The following is a 17,731-nucleotide window of genomic DNA, read 5'->3' as shown; positions in this document are numbered from 1 at the left end:
GAGGGACGCAGCGAGGCTACGTCCGCTGCCGGAGGCCCGATAGGCGGGGGCAGGGCTGCGCGGTGTTGTGCAGAAATCACCAATGGACTGTCACAGGGGCGGATGCTCACCCGTCTGCCGGGCATGGACACCCCATCTGCCCCGAACCGTGCAGCAGCCTGCCCCGCCAGCGAGCGGGTCTGGCAGGCCTTCCTTGCCGCATTGCACGAACTGCCACCGGACATGCGGGCCGTGCTGTTGCTGCATGACGTGCTGGGTGCGGGCGTCGAAGACATCGTGCCGCTGCTGGGGCTGGACCTGACGACATGCCGCCAGCGCTTGGACCATGCACGCGCCCACCTGCTCGCCCGACGCGACTCCCTGGAGCCTGGAACACCATGAATGTCATGCCGCAGTCCTGTACGGCCAGTGACGGCCGTGATTCCCTCAATGCGTCCTTTTCCGCCAGTTATGCCGGCGTACTGGCGTTCATCGCGGTAGCCGCTGAAGGCAGCTTCGCGCGCGCCGGTGATCGCCTTGGCATCGGTCGTTCGGCGGTCAGCCGCAGCGTGCAGAAGCTGGAGGGGCAGCTGGGCGTGCGCCTGTTCCTGCGTACCACGCGCTCGACAACATTGACCCGCGAAGGCGAGCTGTTTTTGGAAGGCTGCAGCCCGGGCGTTGCGAGCATCCTGCAGGCGCTGGACGAAATGCGCGATCTGCGCGAGGGGCCGCCGCGCGGGTATCTGCGGGTCAGTGCGACACATGGCTTCGGACGCCGGGTGATCGCGCCGCTGCTGTCTGCTTTCCGCGCAGAGCATCCGCAGGTCTCGGTGGAGCTGCTGCTGGACGAGCAGGTGCCGGACCTGGTTGCAGACCGCATCGATGTGGCCTTCCGCGATGGAGTGCTGGAAGACAGCCAGGTCATCGCCAAACAGCTGGTGCCCATGCAGCTGGTGGTCTGTGCGTCGCCTGCCTATGCACAGGCGCACGGCCTGCCGGAGGAGGTCGAGGCGGTGTCAGCCCACGCGTGCATCGGCCGACGCCTGCCCGCCGGGCGCCTGCAACGCTGGGATTTCCGCGTGGACGGCCAGGACGTGAATCTGCAACCGCCGGCGGAGGTGGTGTTCAATGATGCCGATCTTGTCCTGCAGGCAGTGATCGACGGGCTGGGGATCGCCCAGCTGCCCAGCTACCAGGTAAGCGATGCGCTGCGCACAGGTGCTGTATTGACCTGCCTGGACCGCTACGCGCCCCACGATCGTGGCCACTACCTGTGCTATCTCAGCCGACGCCAGCTGCCCAAGCGGATCCGCGCATTCATCGACTTCAGCACCCAACGCATACGTGCGCTGGATCTGGATGTGTTCTCGCACTGGGAGGTGCGGCAGCAGGCGGCGGTACAGCGCGATGCGGCGGCATGGGCATGAGCGTATTGGTGCCGATGTGGCAACAGTGCGTGGCCCGCTGCGGATCTACTGCGCAGGCCAACGCGTTCCTAGCATGCAGCCACATCCGCACCGTCCACGTTCCAGGAGACCTGTCATGAAGATTGTCGTCATCGGTGGCACCGGCCGTATCGGCAGCAAGGTGGTTGATCGCCTGCATGCGGCCGGCCATCAGATCGTCGTCGCTGCACCTTCCACCGGCATCGATGTGCTGAGCGGCGAGGGCCTGGCTGCTGCGATGGAAGGCACCGAGGTCGTGGTCGACCTTGCCAACTCGCCCTCGTTCGAAGATGCCGCGGTGTTGTCGTTCTTCGTGACTGCCGGCCACAACATCCTGGCGGCCGCAGTGCAGGCCGGCGTGCGCCACCATGTTGCGTTGTCGGTGGTGGGTACCGACAAGCTGGCCGCCAGCGGCTATTTCCGCGGCAAGATCGCCCAGGAACGCCTGATCCGTGATTCGGGCCTGGCGTACACGATCATCCACTCGACGCAGTTCTTCGAGTTCCTGCCGGGCATCATCCAGTCAGCCGGTGACGGCCGGACCCTGCATCTGCCGACCGCCGCAGTGCAGCCGATCGCCGCCGAGGATGTGGCCGATGCCGTTGCGCGCATCGCGCAGCAGGCGCCGGTCAATGGCATGGTGGAGATCGCCGGGCCGGAGCGCGAATCGATGGCGGCGCTGGCCCATCGCTTCCTGCAGGCAACCGGTGATGCGCGCGAGGTGATCGGCGATGCCAAGGCGCGCTACTTCGGTGCGCAGCTGCAGCAGGACACCCTGGTGCCGGTGGGACAGGCATGGCTCGGCACCATCGGCTTCGAGCGTTGGTTGCAGCAGTCCGGGCTGGCGCAGGGCCAGCCGGCCTGATCCGCGGTGGATGCGCGCTTCATGCGTGTCTTCCGCTGCAGGAGCCTGCAATGACAGAGCTGAAGCCTCCTTCGACCAGCGTGCTCGACAAGTACCATGGTGATGCGGCGCGCCCGCTGTATACCGGACGGGTACGGGTCAGCGGTGGCGCAGCCCGCCACGGCCGCGCGTCAGGCGTGGTGCGGTCGGATGATGGCGCACTGTCGGTGGATCTGCGATTGCCCGCTGAGCTGGGTGGGCCCGGCGGCGGTACCAATCCCGAGCAGCTTCTGGCGGCGGGCTACGCCGGCTGCTTCCACGGTGCGATGGTGCTCGTGGCTGCACGTGCGGGGCTGGAACTGATCGACCCCAGCATCGAAGTAGCGGTGACGTTCGCACGCGATCCCGTGGACGGTCTGTACCTGCTGTCGGCCGAGATCGTGGTGTTCCTGCCTGGCATGGACCCGATACGTGCAGCCGAACTGGTGCGCAACACCGAGCGGGTGTGTCCCTACGCGAAGATGTTCCATCGTGGCATCAGCCATGTGGTGAGGGTTGCGGTGGACTAGACGTCCTGTCTGCAAGATCGTGTGACCGCTCTTGGGATTCAGATCCAGTGAAGACGCCGCGTCGCCCGCGTGAGCCGGTGGGGTGCGGTTCGGCAGCATGATTACCGCATCAATCGGTACTCACCCGCGAACCACGCGCGTTCGGCCAATCTGGTTCGGCAGGCAACGGATACCACTGTTGTCCTTTCCCCAACGAGGAGACTACACATGAGCACCCAGTCCACCATCGAGCATCGCCTCAACGACCTGATCGAGATCGCACGTGATGGCAAGTCCTTCTACGAGGAAGCCGCAACCAAGGTGAAGGACGCCGAGCTGTCGGCATTGTTCGTCCGCATCGCCGGGGTGAAGGGCCGCATCGTGTCCTCCCTGAGCAGCTCGGTGGCCGCCACCGGTGGCAAGCCGGCCGAGCACGGCACCATGGTCGGTTCCATGCAGCAGTTCTACGGCAAGGTGCGCGCTGCCTTCGGTGACACCAATTACGGCTACGTGGCTGAACTTGAAGAGTCCGAGGATCGCCTCCTGGGCGCGTTCAACGACGTGCTGAAGGACAACGACCTGCCGCCGGCAGTGCGCCAGGAAGTGACCCAGTGGCTGCCGGAAGTGCAGGAATGTCATTCGGTGATGCGCGCTCGCAAACATGCGATGAAGGCCGCCTGATCGCATCTGGCGATCGCCCCCCACATCGCCACGGCCAGGGCAGCTTCGTGCTGCCCTGGCCGTTTCTGCACCTGTCATCTGCGCTCAGGCGCGTTTCCTGAGCAGGGCAACGGCCAGGCTGGCCAGCGTCGCCGCAGCCGCGGCGGTCCACAGGGACGCGGCAAAGCCTTGGCTGTACATCGCCCGTGCGAGATCGACCGGGGCTCCCTTGGTCAGCGCACCCGTGGCGATGCTGTCGGCCAGGCGCATGACGTCGTCTGCGGGAACACGGGCTGACAGTCCGGCGCGGATGCCGACGGTCAAGGCGCTGGAGAGCACCGTGAAGCCGAGCAGGATGCCGACGAAGCGCGTCGTGGCGCTGATGCCCGAGGCCATGCCTGCGCGGTCACGAGGTGCCGAGCCGATGATGGCCTTGGAGGTTTCGCCGTTGAGGATGCCACCGCCCGCCCCGATGATGATCATCGCCAGCAGGGCCAGCGCCGGCATGTGGTGCCACGCGCCGATACCGGCCAGCGCGTTGCCAGCGGCAGTGACCGACAGGCCGATGGCCAGCACCATCTCACTCGAGAACCGTCGGCCGAGGCGCCTGCCAACGCTTGGGAACAACAGCATTGCCGCGGCGAACGGCAGCATGCCTGCGCCCGTGGCCAGCGCACTCAGGCCGACGCCATTCTGCAGGTACTGCGGCAGCATCGAGGCCATCACCTGCGCGCTGACCGCGTAGCCGATCATGGCGATGAGTGCACCGACGAAACGCGGGCTTGCAAGCAGCCGCAGGTCGACCATCGGATGCCGACGCTTGAGTTCGATGCAGGCAAACAACGTACCCATCGCGATGCCCAGGCCCAGGCCGGCCAGCGCCACCACCGATGTCCATCCCTGCGCGAGCCCTTCCACGAGGAAGAACACGATGCCGAAGATCGCCAGGCTGAAGGTGATGATGCCGGGTGGATCGAGTGGGCGTACCACCGTGTCGGCGGAGTCGGGTACCCAGCGGACCGCACCGTAGGCCAGGAAGGCGAGGAAGGGCAGGATCGCGATGAACACCGATCGCCATCCCCACAGCGAGGACAACAGTCCGCCGATCAACGGCGAGAGCACCATCATCATGCCCATTGCCGTGCCCCAGAAGGCCCAGGCATCGTCGCGTTGCTTGCCCTCATGGAACTCGTGGCCGATCACCGACAGTGACGGCGCCAGCAGGAAGGCTGCACCCACGCCCTGGAACGCGCGGGCCAGATACAGGGCGCTGGCCGTCGGTGCCAGCGCACAGGTGAGCGATGAGATGGCGAACAGTGCGATGCCGATCAACAGCACGCGCCGGCGACCATGGCGATCGGCAATGGCACCGGCAGGCAGCAGCAGCGAGGTGAAGGACAGGATGTAGCAGCTGATCACCCATTCGATGTCGGCGAAATCAGCCTGCAGATCCCGCGCGATGGTCGGTAGCGCTACGGCCACGGCGTTGGTTTCCAGCACTGTCATCGTGCAACCGAGCGAGGCGATGATCAGGATCCAGTTGGGCCTGCGGCGGGGAGGAGAGAGGGGCACCAGGGACTCGGGTGGGAGAACAACGCTCATTCAAGCAGCTTCGATCGTTTGTTTCATTGCCCGTGTTCTTGAAGTACGTTAGGCCCAAGCTAACGATCGGACGCGCATGGACCGTCGACATCTGCAGTACTACGTCGCACTGGCCGAGGAGCTGCATTTCGGACGCGCCGCGCTGCGCCTGGGCATCGCTACGCCGACGCTGAGCGTGCAGATCCAGGAGATCGAGCGTCGCCTGGGTACGCCCTTGTTCGATCGCAGCCGACGCGAGGTCACGCTGACCTCGGCCGGCGCGATCTTCCTGGCCGAAGCGCGCAACGTGCTGCGCCAGTTCGAGCAGGCAGAGGCCGTGGGCCGCCGCGCCGGTCGTGGCGAGATCGGCAGGATCGAGATCGGTTACGTGGGTTCGGCGGTCCATGCGGGCGCGCTGCAGGAGCAGTTGCAGCGGTTCCGCAGCGCCTCGCCCGATGTGGTTCTGCAGGTCAGCGAATGGCCGATGGCCGACCTGTCGGACCTGCTGCTGGACGGTCGCATCGATGTGGTGTTCTGCAGGCTTCCTATGGAAATTCCCGATGCGCTCGGTTCGCACATCCTGATCGAAGACCAGTTCTGCGTAGCGTTGCCGGCATCGCACCCGCTGGCCCGCGCGGCGTTGCCGGTGCAGCCGGAGCTGCTGGCGAAGGAGGCGTTCATCATGCCGGAGCAGCCCGCAGGCACGCTGGAAGTCGCCCGCCGTGGCGGATTCGTGCCGGACATCCGCTCCCGTCCCGGTCATCTTGCCGCCGTACTCGCGCAGGTTGCGGTGGGCGATGGCGCGCTGGCGATCGTGCCGTCGGTGCTGCAGCGGACGCTGCTGCTGCCGGGCGTGGTCTATCTGCCGATCGCGGGGCCGGTCATCGCCTCGACCATCGCTGCGCTGTACCGTGAACAGGAAACGTCGCCGGTGGTGCGTCGGCTCATCGAGCAGGTGCGGTGCACGCCCTCCCGGCGCATCGACATGCTGCCCTTGCCCTGACGCCGCGCCGGACGCCGTTGCCGGTTACCCCGTAATTGCCTTGCTACACTGGCCGCATTCGATCTTCCACCGGATCATCAGATGAACAACGGGAACGGTCCGCAGACAGTCCGCTGAGCCGCAACAACGATACGCACGTTGTTGCGGTGGTCTTTACCTGCGATTTCCACGCACTGGGTTGATCACCGCCGGATTCCCTCCTGAGCGGATGTTTCCCCATGTCTGATCGAAAAGCCCCTCGCTGGGCCCATTCCCTGCCGGCCGCCATCGCGTTGATGGCTCCCTTCGACCTCCTGGCCTCGCTGGCCATGGATATCTACCTGCCTGTTGTATCGGCCATGCCGGATGCACTCGGCACATCGCCTGCCATCATCCAGTTGACGCTGAGTCTGTACATGCTCGTACTCGGGCTGGGTCAGCTGATCTTCGGCCCACTGTCGGACCGGATAGGGCGACGGCCTGTGCTGCTGATGGGCGCGCTGCTGTTCACGCTGGCGTCGTTCGCGCTCGCCGCGTGTAGTGGTGGTGCGGGGTTCCTGGCCTGGCGCGGCGTGCAGGCGATCGGTGCGTCGGCGGCCTTGGTCGCCACCTTCGCGACGGTGCGCGACGTGTATGCCGATACGGCCGAGGGTGTCACGCTGTACGGTCTGTTCGCCTCGATGCTGGCATTCGTGCCGGCACTCGGCCCGATCCTCGGCGCATTGATCGCCTACGCGCTGGGTTGGCGAGCCATTTTCATCGCGCTGGGCGTGCTGGGGCTGCTGGCAGGCGTGCGTGCATGCAGGGACTGGCAGGAGACGCGGCCACCGCAGCACGACCACGCATCGCCAGCCTTCGCGCGCATCCTCGGCAATGCCGGGTTCTGGGTCCACGCAGTGGGATTCAGTGCGGCGATGGGCACGTTCTTCGTGTTCTTCTCGATCGCCCCGCGAGTGCTGATGGGGCGCGCAGGCTATTCGCCGATGGGCTTCAGCCTGGCCTTCGCGACGGTTGCGCTGGTGATGTTCGTCATCTCCCGCTTCGCTGCGTGGTTCATCGGGCGATGGGGCATTGGTGGCAGCTTCCTGCGTGGATTGATGGTGATGATCGGCGGCGTGCTGGTCATGGCGATGGCGGCAATGCTGCCGCCGTCATTTGCCAGTGTCGTGCTGCCGATGTGGTTGGTCGCTATCGGTATCGTGATGGTCGTTGCGGTTGCGGCCAACGGTGCCTTGCGCGATTTTGCCGATGCTTCCGGCACGGCGGTGGCGCTGTACTACGCCGTGCAGAGCCTGATCGTGGCCACGCTTGGCACGCTCGCGACGCTGCTGCTGCCGGGCGACACGGTCTGGCCGCTGGTGGCATATGGGTTGCTGCTGCCATCGCTGAGCCTGGTTGGTCTGGTGATGCTGCGACGGTCGTGGAGTGAGCAGCCAGCATCAGAAAGGGATGGATGAGCGTGATACTGTCCCGCCTCGGGCAATCGAGCGCGCTGTGTGGATCGACTCTGCCTCCCTGCTTTCCTTGCCATTGCCCAGGTCGCTCCATGACACCATCCTTCCGCAAGCCCCAGATCGCGATCCTTGGTAGTGCCGATCCCGGCTCACCGGCGTTCGACCTCGCTGCACAGGCGGGGAGGTTCCTCGCAGAAAGTGGAATCACCCTGGTCAGCGGCTGCGGCAGCCCGGCCACGCGGGTGGCAGCCGAGCATGCAGTCGCAGCCGGTGGCACGGTGCTGAGTGTGATTCCGGAAGGCAGCATGCCCGCTGCGGACTGGCCGGCAACGGTGGTGGTGCCCTGTGGCATGGGCGATGCCCGCAACCTGATCATGGCCTTGGCCGGCGATGCCTGCATCGTCATCGGCGGGCGCGCAGGCACAATTTCCGAGGTGTGTCTGGCCTGGTTGCACAAGCGCCCGTTGCTGCCGCTGGTGGGCGCTGGTGGCTGGTCGGATGGTCTTCCCGGCAACCCTCCCGATGAGCGCGGAAACTCACCGATACTGCCGTGGCACGACATCGCGGAGCTGCGCGCGCAGCTGCGCCATCTGCAGCTGCTGGCAGGCTGAACCGGCGCTTTCACTTTCTCTCCCGCACACGCGGGTAGGGTGATGCGGCCTGGAGTCACCAGGCCTATCAGGGAGTGATATCGATGCGAGCCATCAGGAAAGTGATCGTTGCTGCAGTGTTTGCACTTGCGTGTACCGGCTCGGTGGCGGTGGCCGGTCCGGTGCAGCCGTGTGACCTGCCGTGCTGGAAGGCCTACCAGGCCTGCGTGGCCGGCGGTGCTGATGCCATGGAGTGCCAGTTCGAATACGATCGCTGTGTCATGGACAGGTGCGGCGCCATCTGAGGCCTGCATACCGTTCGCATTGGGGGGCCCGATCCATGGGCCCCTTTCCACCCGGCCGCAGCACGTGGACCGCGGTCGTGATCGCCTGGAGCCACCACATGGCTGTAAAACGCGTCGTCGCCAACATCGCCAGTGCCGATCCTGCGCAGGCAGCCGCGTTCTACGGCGACATCCTTGGCATGGACATCGTGATGGACCACGGCTGGATCGTCACCTACGGCGGGCAGGGCACCGCACTGGCACAGCTCAGCGTCGCGAGCGAAGGCGGATCGGGTACGCCGGTGCCGGATCTTTCGATCGAGGTGGACGACCTGGATGATGTACTCGAACGCCTGCGACACGCCAACATCGCTCTTGAATATGGCCCGGCCGAAGAACCATGGGGCGTGCGTCGCTTCTACGTGCGCGACCCGTTCGGTCGCCTGTTGAACATCCTCGCCCACGTCTAGCCAGCGCGTACCCGACTCAGCGGCGCTTTTTCGCAGGTACCGCCGCCACGCCGACCATGCGCAGGCAATCGGCGACCACCGCAGCGATGAACGCCTCGGGTGACTGTTCGGGTGCAGCGATCAGATCGTCCGTGGCGCCATGCACGCCGGCGTAGATCAGCGAGGCGGTGACCCGTGGCGCGGGCAACGACCACAGCCCAGCGTCGATACCGCTGTCGAGGATTGCCGACAACTGCTGCTGGATGGCGTTGCGGTCGGCGTTGCCGCGTTCGTGGTGATGGTGATTGGCGTAGACCACGTCATGCAGCGCATGCGTGCGCGCATAGATACGGATATTGGCCTCGATCCAGGCGCGCAGGCGGGCCTCGCCGGCGGTGGCCGGATGCTGCTCGACTGCCAGTTCCACTTCAGCCAGGAAGCGTTCGGTATAGCGCTTTGCCAGCGCCTGCAGGATTTCGCCCTTGGACGCGAAGTACGTATAGAACGTTCCCTTGGCGACGTCGGCTGCAGCCACGATGTCGCTGATGGTGGTCGCTTCCACGCCGCGCGACAGGAACAGCGCCTCGGCAGCGTCCATCAGCTCCTCCAGGCGGATCTCTGCGGGTTTGGTGCGGGACTTGGCTGACGCGTGCGGAGGAATCATCGGCGGCAATCCGGACTGGAAGAGGGTGGGCGCCATTCTAAGGCGCGGACAGCATTGACTGACCGCCAGTCATTGACCGACGGTCAGTCAATGATTAATGTATGCGTCGATGTTCCTTCTGGGTTTTCCGGCATGCAACGCTTTCGACGCCCAGCCCTGGTGCTGGCGGCCTATCTCGGTACCTTCCTGGCGTCGTTGGACATCAGCATCGTCAACGTCGCACTGCCGACACTGCAGACCGCACTGCGGACCGACATCGCCGGGCTGCAATGGGTCATCAACGCCTACGCGATCGCACTGTCGGCGTTCATGCTGTCGGCCGGTCCGCTGGGCGATCGACATGGCCAGCGGCGGGTGTGGCTGGTCAGTGTCGCCACCTTCATCGCCGGCTCGCTGGTATGTGCCTGTGCCGGCAGTCTGCAGGTGCTGGTGATGGGACGTGCGATCCAGGGAGTAGCGGGTGCACTGCTGATTCCCAGCGCAATGCCGATCCTCAGCCATGCCTTTCCCGATCCCCGGCAGCGGGCAAAGGTGATCGGCGGCTGGTCGGCCTTCAGTGCCTTGGCGCTGGTGCTGGGGCCGCTGCTGGGCGGTGTGCTGGTGGAGCGTGCAGGATGGCCGAGCATCTTCCTGATCAACCTGCCACTGGGGTTGCTGGCGATCGCGCTCGGCGCCTGGGGCATTCCCGAGCGACGGCACCCGCAGCATGCCGCGCTGGATCCGGCGGGACAACTGCTGAGCATCGTGGCGTTGGCGGCGCTGAGCTATGGACTGATCGGCATCGGCGAGCATGGAGTGGCGGCGCCTCGAACCGTACTGGCGCTGGCCCTTGCCCTCACCGGCCTGGTGGCCTTCGGCTGTGTGGAACGACGGGTCGCGCGCCCGCTGTTGCCTCTGGACCTGTTGGCCGATCATCGCTTTCGCCTGCTCAACGTTGCGTCCTTCGTGCTGGGCTTCAGCGCTTACGCCAGCCTGTTCTTCCTGTCGCTGTTCTTCCAGCAGGTGCAGGGCGGCAGCGCCGCCGACGCGGGGCTGCAACTGGTGCCACAGTTCCTGATGATGGGTGGAGTCTCGCTGCTGTTTGGCCGCATTGTCGGGCGGATTGGCTTGCCGGCAGCGCTGGTGACCGGCTACGCACTGGCCGGCATTGCCCTGTGTGCGATGCCAGGCCTCGATGCCAGCAGCACGCGCGCACATGCAACGCTCCTGCTGTTGCTGCTGGGGGCCGGCATGGGGCTGGCGGTGCCCGCGACGGGCATGGCCGTGATGGGCCACGTGCCGCAGGAGCGCGCGGGTATCGCTTCGGCAACGATGAATGCACTGCGCCAGGCGGGAATGAGCGTAGGCATCGCGCTGCTCGGCAGCGTGATGAGCCAGCGCGCCGTGCAGCACCTCGCTGCAGCTGCCCATGCCGCTGGCCAACCGCAGGTGGCGCTGCAAGCGCGGCTGCTCATCTTCGAACCTGCGGTGGCGTCCAGTTCACCGCACCTGCTGGGCTATTACCGCGCGGCGATGGCCAGTGGGTTCGGCTGGGCAATGGCCCTGGCCGGTGCGCTGGCGGTGCTGACAGCCTTTGCCCTGCATCGCCGGTATGTGGCGCAGTGACCCAACAACTCAGCCTTGTTGACCGCTGCCAGGCTTGCCGGGCATGTCCTGCCGTTGCAGCTGCTGTTGCTGGCGGGCACTGGCATGCCGTGCATGGCCACCTTCGCGCCCGATCGCGGCCATGTGCTGGCGATCCTGGCTGATCACTTCGCCTCCCTTGCGGCCCGCCACGCGGGCCTCATCCGGGCTGAATTGGTGCGCATTGCCGGATGCGTGTGCGGCGCGTCCGCCTTTCGATGCGATCGCGCGCTGTTTGTCCTCGTCCATCGAGGCGAAGCCACGATTGCTGCTGCCAGTATGTGAGTTGGCCATTGCCAGTCTCCGGATGTGGAATGGGATGCCGCCATCAGCGACGGCTTCATGCTCCACATCGCGGGCTAACGGCAGGTGGACGTCGGCCCCATTGGACTCACATGTCCTGCGCATGCGTTTGACAACCGGTTATCGCGCAGGGAGCGCCGAGATCAGCAGCCGGTCACCGCGGCAGACATCGGTGTTGCTGTACAGGATCCGGCGCCGATCGTTGAAGGAGATGCGCAGATCGACGCGGCAACCGGTTCCGCGCAGTGCCACTGTCGCCTGGCCGCCACCTCCCGCGATGGGCCCGGCCAATGCCAGGGCATGGAATGCGTCGGTTTCACTCGCCGCGACTTCCACCGACGTGGCAGCTGCATGGGCGCGGTTGATCAGGGTCAGGTAGTGCAGTGGCGCAGCAGGCGCGCTGGCGGCAATGCACAACAGGCTGGCAGCGAGCAGGGTGCGGGGCAGGTGCATGAGGGATCTCCGTTGGGGACATCGCCATCTGGCGGTGGAGGCCACGCGCCTGCAATCGATCCGGGACGAATCGTCGCGACAGCAGGACCAATCGCAATCGGTCATCGCCGCGCTTCATTGCCGGCCATGCTGTGCCTAAGATGGCGCTGGCCCGCTCCGGGCACCGGGACGCATGCAATGAAGATCCGCCTTGGCCATACCCAGATCGACGTGCTGCGTTACCTGCTGCTGTGGCTGGCGGTTGCGTTCGCCTTCACCCTGCAGAGGGTGTTGAGCCACAGCCTGCAGGGCCAGTCATTTCCGTTCGAGGTCTACCTGCGCTGGTCGATGATCCAGTGGTTCACCTGGGCGGCGCTGGCGCCGCTGGTGTTCGCCCTGGGCGAACGCTATCCGCTGCGGCCCGAGCGAAGGCTGGCCGGTATGGGCATGCAGCTGCTGGCCAGCGCGGGAGTAACCGGGCTGGCGATGGTGGTGGGAGCCCTGGTGTCCACCTGGTTCGAGCCCAGCAGCTTTGGCGAGCAGCTGTGGTACTTCATTGCCCAGCATTTCGCGATGGGCCTGCTGACCTATTGGGCCCTTTTCGCGATCCAGCAGGCGCTGCATTTCCAGCAGGAAAAGGTGCGCCGCGAGGTCGAGGCAAGCAGGCTGGCGACCGAGCTGGCACAGTCGCGGTTGCTGGCATTGAAGTCGCAGCTGCAGCCACATTTCCTGTTCAATACGCTGCACGCAATCATCACCCTGCTGGATGAAGACAAGGCCAGTGCCGAAGACATGCTGCTGCGCCTGAGCGAGCTGCTGCGTGCCTTTCTGGAAGACTACGACGGCCAGGAAATCAGCCTGCGCCAGGAACTGGAGTTGATCGAGCTGTACCTGGGCATCCAGCGCACGCGCTTCAAGGATCGCCTGCACAGCCGCATCTACGTTGCACCGGAACTGCTTGATGGCGCGGTTCCAAGCCTGATCCTGCAGCCGCTGGTGGAAAACGCGCTGCGCCATGGCATCGGCCGCAACCTTGGCGAGGACACCATCGAGATCGAGGGCCGCCGCGACGGTGACATGCTGTGCATCGAGGTGCGCAACCAGAACAGCACGCTGCAGCAGCCCGGGGCGCCAGGTGGCCATGGTATCGGCCTGTCCAACACGCGGCTGCGCCTGCGCGAGCTGTATGGCGATGCGGCCGAGGTGTGCCTGGACCTGCTCTGGCCGCAGGGTGTGGCCTGCCGGGTCCGGTTGCCACTGCGGATGCTGGACGATGCCGATGATGCTCCCGAGTTTGTCGTGCACGGCAGCGCCGCATGAGCCTGAGCGTGCTGGTGGTGGACGATGAGCCAATCGCCCGGCGCGCGGTGACGCGCCTGCTGCACGGTGATGCAGACATCGACAGTCTGGCCGAGTGCGGTGACGGAGTGTCTGCTGTGGCAGCCATCCGCGCGCAGTCGCCGGACCTGGTGTTCCTGGATGTGCAGATGCCTGGCATCACCGGTCTGGACGTGCTGGCTACCATCGGTGCCGCGCGGATGCCGGCCACGGTATTCGTCACCGCGTACGAGCAGTACGCGGTACGTGCATTCGAGGCCAACGCGCTGGATTACCTCGTAAAGCCCTTCAGCCGCGAGCGTTTCGCGGCCACGTTGCTGCGCGCGAAGTCCCGGCTGGCCCAGGTCGCCAATGCAGCCGACAACACGCGCCTGCTGCAGGCGCTGGATGTGCTGCGCAGGCGCGAGGATCATCTGCAGCGTATCGCCGTACGTGATGGCGAGGCAGTGCTGCTGGTGGCGGTGCAGGACATCCTCTGGATCCGCGCCAATCGCAATACGGTGCAGCTGCATCTGGCCGATCGCGTGCATGAGCTTCGCGAAACAATGAACAGCCTGGCTGAACGGCTTGATCCCCGGCATTTCGCCCGGGTGCATCGCTCGGCCATCGTCAACATAGCGCGGGTCAGGACGATCCACCCCTGGTTCAACGGCCATCACGTACTCACCCTGGAGAACGGCCAGCAGCTGCGCATGAGCCGCTACCAGAACGAAGCCTTCCTGCGGCTGGTGTCGGCCCGCTCGGAGGCGTAAGTGCCTGTTGCCGGGTCAAGCGCCGCCGACCCGACGGCGATGGCATGCAGAATGTCATCGGTTCCTATCGCCGATGCCATCGGGCTTGCCTAGAATCGGTATATCCCGGTAGGTCCCGGGCGCTGTCGAGTGAATGGATTCAATGAAGATTCTGTTGACCGGAAGTTCCGGGCGGATAGGGCGCGCGATCTTCGGTGCGCTGGCGGGTACCAATGAGGTGGTGGGGCTGGATCGCAGTCCCTTCGCCACCACGCGGGTGATTGCCGATGTCACCGACCGCCGGGCGCTGGAGCGCGCTGTGCAGGGGGTCGATGCCGTGATCCACACCGCGGCACTGCACGCACCCCACGTGGGCCTGGTACCCGACGCGGTGTTCCAGCAGATCAACGTGGAGGCCACCGCGAACCTGCTGCAGCTTGCGCGCGAGGCTGGCGTGCAGCGCTTCGTGCTGACCAGCACCACGGCGTTGTACGGCCATGCCGTGGTGTCCGGCGGCTGCCGTTGGATCGACGAGGACACCGAGCCGCTGCCACGCACCATCTACCATCGCACCAAGCTGCAGGCGGAAGCGGCTGCCGAAGCGGCGGCCAGCACATCGTTCACCGTGCGCGTGCTGCGGATGGCACGCTGCTTCCCCGAGCCGCCTGATCGCATGGCGATGTTCCGCCTGCACCGCGGTATCGACGCGCGCGACGTGGCCAGCGCGCATGCCGCGCTGCTTCACGATGAAGGCGCGCCCTTCCAGCGCTACCTCGCCTGTGCCCCTACGCCGTTCCGCCGCGAGGACTGCCTGCAGCTGGCGGCCGATCCGCGCCAGGTGCTGGCGCGCCGCGCACCGCAGCTGCTGGCCGAGTTCGAGCGCCGTGGCTGGCCGTTGCCGCTCAGCATCGACCGGGTCTATGACAGCAGCCGGATGCGCGCAGCGCTGGGCTGGCAGCCGCGTTTCGGTCCCGAGGACGTTCTGCAGCAGTACGCCGCGGGCAGCATCGAGGTCCTGCCCCGTGCGGAGTGGATCCGCGACCGCGTGGCCGAGTAGCCGAGTAGCACGGCCCGCTGTCGACGGCCGCAGCTGAGCAGGTTCAGGTTTGTGCGTGCGGTGGGCCTCAACCTCGCCCGGCCATGGCCGCTAACCCGGTGCGCGCTTTCCTGCGCCGGGTTCCGATCCGGCAGGGCAGGCGGCCCGCGCGATGGATCGCGCATCTGCGCGGTGCCCTGGTGGCACCGGTCGACCTGAACTGCCTGCGGATCCTCCCATGTCTTCTTCCCGTTCCGTCGCTGCCCGTCGCCCCGGCAGCATCGCCCACAAGCTGATGCTGGGCACCGCGGTGATCGCGTTGCTGTGCTTCGGCGCGACCGCGTTCCTGATCTATCACCAGGCCAGTTCGGCGCTGGTGTCGTCCTCGCGGCAGACCATGGCCAGCGAAGCCCGTGCCGAGGCACGCCAGGTGGCTGCCGACCTGGGCACGGCCTTTGCCAGCAACGATGCAATGGTGGAAACCGTGCTGGCCCAGCGTGCGCGCGGTGATGCGCCTGATCGCGCCAGCCTGGCCAACGTCATCGGCGAGCAGCTGCACGCGCACCCGGAATGGCTGGGCAAGAGCACCATGTGGGAGGCCAATGCCTTCGACGGCAAGGACGCCGAATTCATCAACAGCGAGGCGCACGACGCCACCGGCCGCTACATGAGCTACTGGGCCTGGCAGGACGGCAAGCCGCAGCAGTCGACGATGACCGACTACACCGAGACCCCCAGCGGCTCGGGCAACTGGTACATGGTGCCCAGCCGCGACAAGCTGCCGATGGTCAGCGAGCCCTACGCCTACGATATCGGCGGCAAGCAGGTGCTGATGAGCACCCTGAGCACGCCGATCGTCGAGAACGGCACTTTCCTTGGCGTCTTCACCGTCGACTTCTCGCTGGACGCGTTGCAGAAGCACCTGGCCACGTTGACGCCGATGGGCGCCGGCCGTGTCGAACTGCTGTCGCCGAAGGGCGTGGTGCTGGCCTCGGCCAACGCTGCCGAGATCGGCAAGCCGCGTACCGATGCCGCTACCCTCGGCATGCTGGCGCAGATCGCCGCCGACAAGACGTACGAAGCGTTCGAGCCCGACGCTGCCGGCAACGTGCGCCTGTACGTGCCGCTGCAAGTGGGGGACGCGCCGCAGCGCTTCGCGTTGGGTGTGGTGGTGCCGCACGCGGTGATCATCGCGCAGGCCCGCGAGCTGCTGTGGATCATCCTGCTGGTGGGTGTGGTGGCCGCGCTGGTGCTCAGCGGCGGTGTCTACCTGCTGCTGCAGCGTCTGGCCGTGCGACCGCTGGCACAGGCAGTGCGCATCGCGGGCGACGTGGCTGCGGGCAAGCTGGACACCGCCATGCCGGCGCTGGGCAACGATGAAGTGGGCCGGTTGCTGGACGCGATGCAGGGCATGCGTGGCCAGCTGCAGGCGGTGATGGCCGCACAGGCGGAGATGGCGCGCCGCCATGATGCCGGTGAAATCAGCTACCGCATGGATGCCTCGGTGTTCCCGGGCGAATACGGCCGCATGGTGGCCGACAGCAATCAGCTGGTGGCCGACAGCAATGCAGTCACCCAACGTCTGGTCGAAGTGATGCAGCGCTATGCAGTGGGCGACCTGAGCGTGGACATGGACGCACTGCCGGGCGAAAAGGCGGTATTCACCGCTGCCATGGCAACCACCAAGAGCAATCTGGCGGCGATCAACGAGCAGATCCAGCAGCTGGCCGCAGCGGCGGCGGCAGGCGATTTCGCGGTGCGCGGCGATGCCCAGCGCTTCGAGCATGACTTCCGCCGCATGGTGGAAACCCTGAACAACATGATGCAGGTCAGTGACCACAACCTGGCCGCGCTGTCGACGCTGCTGCGCGCCATCGCCGCCGGTGACCTGAGTACACGGATGGAGGGTGACTTCCACGGGGTGTTCGCGGTGATGCGCGATGATGCCAACAGCACCGTGCAGCAGTTGACCCAGATCGTCGGCCAGATCCAGCAGTCCGCCTCCAGCATCCGCCTGGCCGCAGGTGAGATCGCTTCCGGCAACAGCGACCTGTCACGCCGCACCGAGCAGCAGGCGGCCAACCTGGAAGAAACCGCCGCGTCCATGGAGGAACTCACCTCCACCGTGCGCCAGAACGCCGATCACGCCCTGCAGGCCAACAAGCTCGCGGCCTCGGCCGCGGGCGTTGCCAGCGAAGGCGGGCAGGTGGTCAGCCAGGTGGTGCAGACCATGGAGCAGATCGAGACCTCTTCGCAGCGCATCGCCGAGATCATCTCGGTGATCGATGGCATCGCCTTCCAGACCAACATCCTGGCATTGAACGCGGCGGTGGAAGCGGCGCGTGCGGGCGAGCAGGGCCGCGGTTTCGCGGTGGTTGCCAGCGAAGTGCGCGCGCTGGCGCAGCGCTCGGCGGGCGCGGCAAAGGAGATCAAGGAGCTGATCGACGCCTCGGTCGGCCATGTCGGTGCCGGTGCGCAGCTGGTGCATGGCGCCGGCCGCACGATGCAGGAGATCGTCGGCCAGGTCGGCCGGGTCAACGAGATCATGGCCGAGATCTCGGCCGCCTCGCGCGAACAGTCGGCCGGTATCGAACAGGTCAACCAGACCGTGGTGCAGATGGACGAGACCACCCAGCAGAATGCTGCGCTGGTGGAAGAAGCCACGGCGGCGGCACGGGCGATGGAAGAGCAGGCCGAGCAGCTGGCGGTGGCGGTGTCACGCTTCCGCCTGCAGGCTGACGCCCGGCCGCACGCATCGCTGCGTGCAGCTTGACCCAGGCCGTGAACG

At 66.1% G+C, this 17,731-nt stretch carries 19 protein-coding genes; 15 read left to right on the top strand and 4 right to left on the bottom strand.

Annotated features, from left to right (window positions below; translation table 11 throughout):
• Positions 1 to 102 precede the first annotated feature (102 nt).
• The 5 genes from CR156_RS16840 to CR156_RS16820 all read left to right on the top strand — a co-directional run bounded on the left by CR156_RS16840 (position 103) and on the right by CR156_RS16820 (position 3,497).
• Positions 103 to 381 carry a sigma factor-like helix-turn-helix DNA-binding protein gene (locus CR156_RS16840; RefSeq protein ID WP_100553653.1) on the top strand — a complete coding sequence of 93 codons (279 nt, stop codon included), beginning with the start codon at positions 103 to 105 and terminating at the stop codon, positions 379 to 381.
• On the top strand, positions 378 to 1,406 hold the full coding sequence (locus CR156_RS16835) for a LysR family transcriptional regulator (protein WP_165781002.1): 1,029 nt from the start codon (positions 378 to 380) through the stop codon (positions 1,404 to 1,406). Before CR156_RS16840 ends, CR156_RS16835 begins: the two co-directional genes overlap by 4 nt.
• A gap of 115 nt (positions 1,407 to 1,521) precedes the next feature.
• On the top strand, positions 1,522 to 2,289 hold the full coding sequence (locus tag CR156_RS16830) for an SDR family oxidoreductase (RefSeq protein WP_100553652.1): 768 nt from the start codon (positions 1,522 to 1,524) through the stop codon (positions 2,287 to 2,289).
• Positions 2,290 to 2,339: 50 nt separating this feature from the next.
• Positions 2,340 to 2,837, top strand: a complete 498-nt coding sequence (locus tag CR156_RS16825) for an Ohr family peroxiredoxin (RefSeq protein ID WP_100553651.1) — start codon at positions 2,340 to 2,342, stop codon at positions 2,835 to 2,837.
• A 207-nt stretch (positions 2,838 to 3,044) separates the two neighbouring features.
• Complete coding sequence (locus CR156_RS16820) at positions 3,045 to 3,497, top strand: PA2169 family four-helix-bundle protein (RefSeq protein WP_089237109.1); 453 nt, start codon at positions 3,045 to 3,047, stop codon at positions 3,495 to 3,497.
• Between the two features lie 84 nt (positions 3,498 to 3,581).
• On the opposite strand, the gene CR156_RS16815 is transcribed toward CR156_RS16820, so the two are convergent.
• Entirely contained in the window at positions 3,582 to 5,078 is a 1,497-nt protein-coding gene (locus tag CR156_RS16815; protein WP_243381848.1) for an MFS transporter, read from the bottom strand.
• 76 nt (positions 5,079 to 5,154) lie between these two features.
• Here CR156_RS16815 and CR156_RS16810 point away from each other — a divergent pair, with 76 nt between their 5' ends.
• From CR156_RS16810 to CR156_RS16790, 5 genes are all read left to right on the top strand, one after another.
• Complete coding sequence (locus CR156_RS16810) at positions 5,155 to 6,060, top strand: LysR substrate-binding domain-containing protein (protein ID WP_100553649.1); 906 nt, start codon at positions 5,155 to 5,157, stop codon at positions 6,058 to 6,060.
• Between the two features lie 218 nt (positions 6,061 to 6,278).
• Positions 6,279 to 7,496: a CmlA/FloR family chloramphenicol efflux MFS transporter gene (gene cml, locus CR156_RS16805; protein WP_100553648.1), complete on the top strand. Its 1,218-nt coding sequence runs from the start codon at positions 6,279 to 6,281 to the stop codon at positions 7,494 to 7,496.
• Between the two features lie 89 nt (positions 7,497 to 7,585).
• Positions 7,586 to 8,104, top strand: coding sequence for an SLOG cluster 4 domain-containing protein (locus CR156_RS16800; RefSeq protein WP_100462308.1), 519 nt, complete (start codon positions 7,586 to 7,588; stop codon positions 8,102 to 8,104).
• An 83-nt stretch (positions 8,105 to 8,187) separates the two neighbouring features.
• The gene (locus tag CR156_RS16795) at positions 8,188 to 8,388 is read left to right on the top strand and encodes a hypothetical protein (protein WP_089237099.1); all 201 of its coding nucleotides are present in this window, start codon (positions 8,188 to 8,190) and stop codon (positions 8,386 to 8,388) included.
• 98 nt (positions 8,389 to 8,486) lie between these two features.
• Positions 8,487 to 8,837, top strand: coding sequence for a VOC family protein (locus CR156_RS16790; RefSeq protein ID WP_100553647.1), 351 nt, complete (start codon positions 8,487 to 8,489; stop codon positions 8,835 to 8,837).
• Between the two features lie 16 nt (positions 8,838 to 8,853).
• On the opposite strand, the gene CR156_RS16785 is transcribed toward CR156_RS16790, so the two are convergent.
• Entirely contained in the window at positions 8,854 to 9,414 is a 561-nt protein-coding gene (locus tag CR156_RS16785) for a TetR/AcrR family transcriptional regulator (RefSeq protein ID WP_243381846.1), read from the bottom strand.
• A 198-nt stretch (positions 9,415 to 9,612) separates the two neighbouring features.
• On the opposite strand from CR156_RS16785, the gene CR156_RS16780 reads away from it, so the two are divergent.
• A complete protein-coding gene (locus CR156_RS16780) occupies positions 9,613 to 11,085 on the top strand; it encodes an MFS transporter (RefSeq protein ID WP_100553645.1) in 1,473 nt (490 codons plus the stop codon).
• 9 nt (positions 11,086 to 11,094) lie between these two features.
• Here CR156_RS16780 and CR156_RS16775 read toward each other — a convergent pair whose 3' ends face one another.
• Complete coding sequence (locus CR156_RS16775; RefSeq protein ID WP_100553644.1) at positions 11,095 to 11,397, bottom strand: KGG domain-containing protein; 303 nt, start codon at positions 11,395 to 11,397, stop codon at positions 11,095 to 11,097.
• Positions 11,398 to 11,526: 129 nt separating this feature from the next.
• Complete coding sequence (locus CR156_RS16770) at positions 11,527 to 11,859, bottom strand: hypothetical protein (RefSeq protein ID WP_100553643.1); 333 nt, start codon at positions 11,857 to 11,859, stop codon at positions 11,527 to 11,529.
• Between the two features lie 177 nt (positions 11,860 to 12,036).
• On the opposite strand from CR156_RS16770, the gene CR156_RS16765 reads away from it, so the two are divergent.
• The 4 genes from CR156_RS16765 (at position 12,037) to CR156_RS23315 (ending at position 17,716) form a co-directional block, all read left to right on the top strand.
• Complete coding sequence (locus CR156_RS16765) at positions 12,037 to 13,158, top strand: sensor histidine kinase (protein WP_100553642.1); 1,122 nt, start codon at positions 12,037 to 12,039, stop codon at positions 13,156 to 13,158.
• Positions 13,155 to 13,928 (top strand): LytR/AlgR family response regulator transcription factor, encoded by a 774-nt coding sequence (locus tag CR156_RS16760; protein ID WP_100553641.1) that lies wholly within the window; start codon positions 13,155 to 13,157, stop codon positions 13,926 to 13,928. The genes CR156_RS16765 and CR156_RS16760 overlap by 4 nt, the downstream gene beginning before the upstream one ends.
• A 142-nt stretch (positions 13,929 to 14,070) precedes the next feature.
• Positions 14,071 to 14,964 carry an NAD-dependent epimerase/dehydratase family protein gene (locus CR156_RS16755; protein WP_100553640.1) on the top strand — a complete coding sequence of 298 codons (894 nt, stop codon included), beginning with the start codon at positions 14,071 to 14,073 and terminating at the stop codon, positions 14,962 to 14,964.
• Between the two features lie 217 nt (positions 14,965 to 15,181).
• A complete protein-coding gene (locus tag CR156_RS23315; protein WP_100553639.1) occupies positions 15,182 to 17,716 on the top strand; it encodes a methyl-accepting chemotaxis protein in 2,535 nt (844 codons plus the stop codon).
• Positions 17,717 to 17,731: the final 15 nt, after the last annotated feature.

Origin of the sequence: Stenotrophomonas lactitubi (genome assembly GCF_002803515.1) — a bacterium.
Lineage (GTDB): Bacteria > Pseudomonadota > Gammaproteobacteria > Xanthomonadales > Xanthomonadaceae > Stenotrophomonas > Stenotrophomonas lactitubi.
The sequence above is the reverse complement of the archived record's forward strand: the minus strand, read 5'-3'. Positions and strand labels throughout refer to the sequence as shown.

Bases quoted from the DNA above. Each gene is read 5' to 3' on its own strand.
- CR156_RS16840 (WP_100553653.1), top strand. From the start codon at position 103: ATGCTCACCCGTCTGCCGGGCATGGACACCCCATCTGCCCCGAACCGT.
- CR156_RS16835 (WP_165781002.1), top strand. From the start codon at position 378: ATGAATGTCATGCCGCAGTCCTGTACGGCCAGTGACGGCCGTGATTCC.
- CR156_RS16830 (WP_100553652.1), top strand. From the start codon at position 1,522: ATGAAGATTGTCGTCATCGGTGGCACCGGCCGTATCGGCAGCAAGGTG.
- CR156_RS16825 (WP_100553651.1), top strand. From the start codon at position 2,340: ATGACAGAGCTGAAGCCTCCTTCGACCAGCGTGCTCGACAAGTACCAT.
- CR156_RS16820 (WP_089237109.1), top strand. From the start codon at position 3,045: ATGAGCACCCAGTCCACCATCGAGCATCGCCTCAACGACCTGATCGAG.
- CR156_RS16815 (WP_243381848.1), bottom strand. From the start codon at position 5,078: ATGAGCGTTGTTCTCCCACCCGAGTCCCTGGTGCCCCTCTCTCCTCCC.
- CR156_RS16810 (WP_100553649.1), top strand. From the start codon at position 5,155: ATGGACCGTCGACATCTGCAGTACTACGTCGCACTGGCCGAGGAGCTG.
- cml (WP_100553648.1), top strand. From the start codon at position 6,279: ATGTCTGATCGAAAAGCCCCTCGCTGGGCCCATTCCCTGCCGGCCGCC.
- CR156_RS16800 (WP_100462308.1), top strand. From the start codon at position 7,586: ATGACACCATCCTTCCGCAAGCCCCAGATCGCGATCCTTGGTAGTGCC.
- CR156_RS16795 (WP_089237099.1), top strand. From the start codon at position 8,188: ATGCGAGCCATCAGGAAAGTGATCGTTGCTGCAGTGTTTGCACTTGCG.
- CR156_RS16790 (WP_100553647.1), top strand. From the start codon at position 8,487: ATGGCTGTAAAACGCGTCGTCGCCAACATCGCCAGTGCCGATCCTGCG.
- CR156_RS16785 (WP_243381846.1), bottom strand. From the start codon at position 9,414: ATGGACGCTGCCGAGGCGCTGTTCCTGTCGCGCGGCGTGGAAGCGACC.
- CR156_RS16780 (WP_100553645.1), top strand. From the start codon at position 9,613: ATGCAACGCTTTCGACGCCCAGCCCTGGTGCTGGCGGCCTATCTCGGT.
- CR156_RS16775 (WP_100553644.1), bottom strand. From the start codon at position 11,397: ATGGCCAACTCACATACTGGCAGCAGCAATCGTGGCTTCGCCTCGATG.
- CR156_RS16770 (WP_100553643.1), bottom strand. From the start codon at position 11,859: ATGCACCTGCCCCGCACCCTGCTCGCTGCCAGCCTGTTGTGCATTGCC.
- CR156_RS16765 (WP_100553642.1), top strand. From the start codon at position 12,037: ATGAAGATCCGCCTTGGCCATACCCAGATCGACGTGCTGCGTTACCTG.
- CR156_RS16760 (WP_100553641.1), top strand. From the start codon at position 13,155: ATGAGCCTGAGCGTGCTGGTGGTGGACGATGAGCCAATCGCCCGGCGC.
- CR156_RS16755 (WP_100553640.1), top strand. From the start codon at position 14,071: ATGAAGATTCTGTTGACCGGAAGTTCCGGGCGGATAGGGCGCGCGATC.
- CR156_RS23315 (WP_100553639.1), top strand. From the start codon at position 15,182: ATGTCTTCTTCCCGTTCCGTCGCTGCCCGTCGCCCCGGCAGCATCGCC.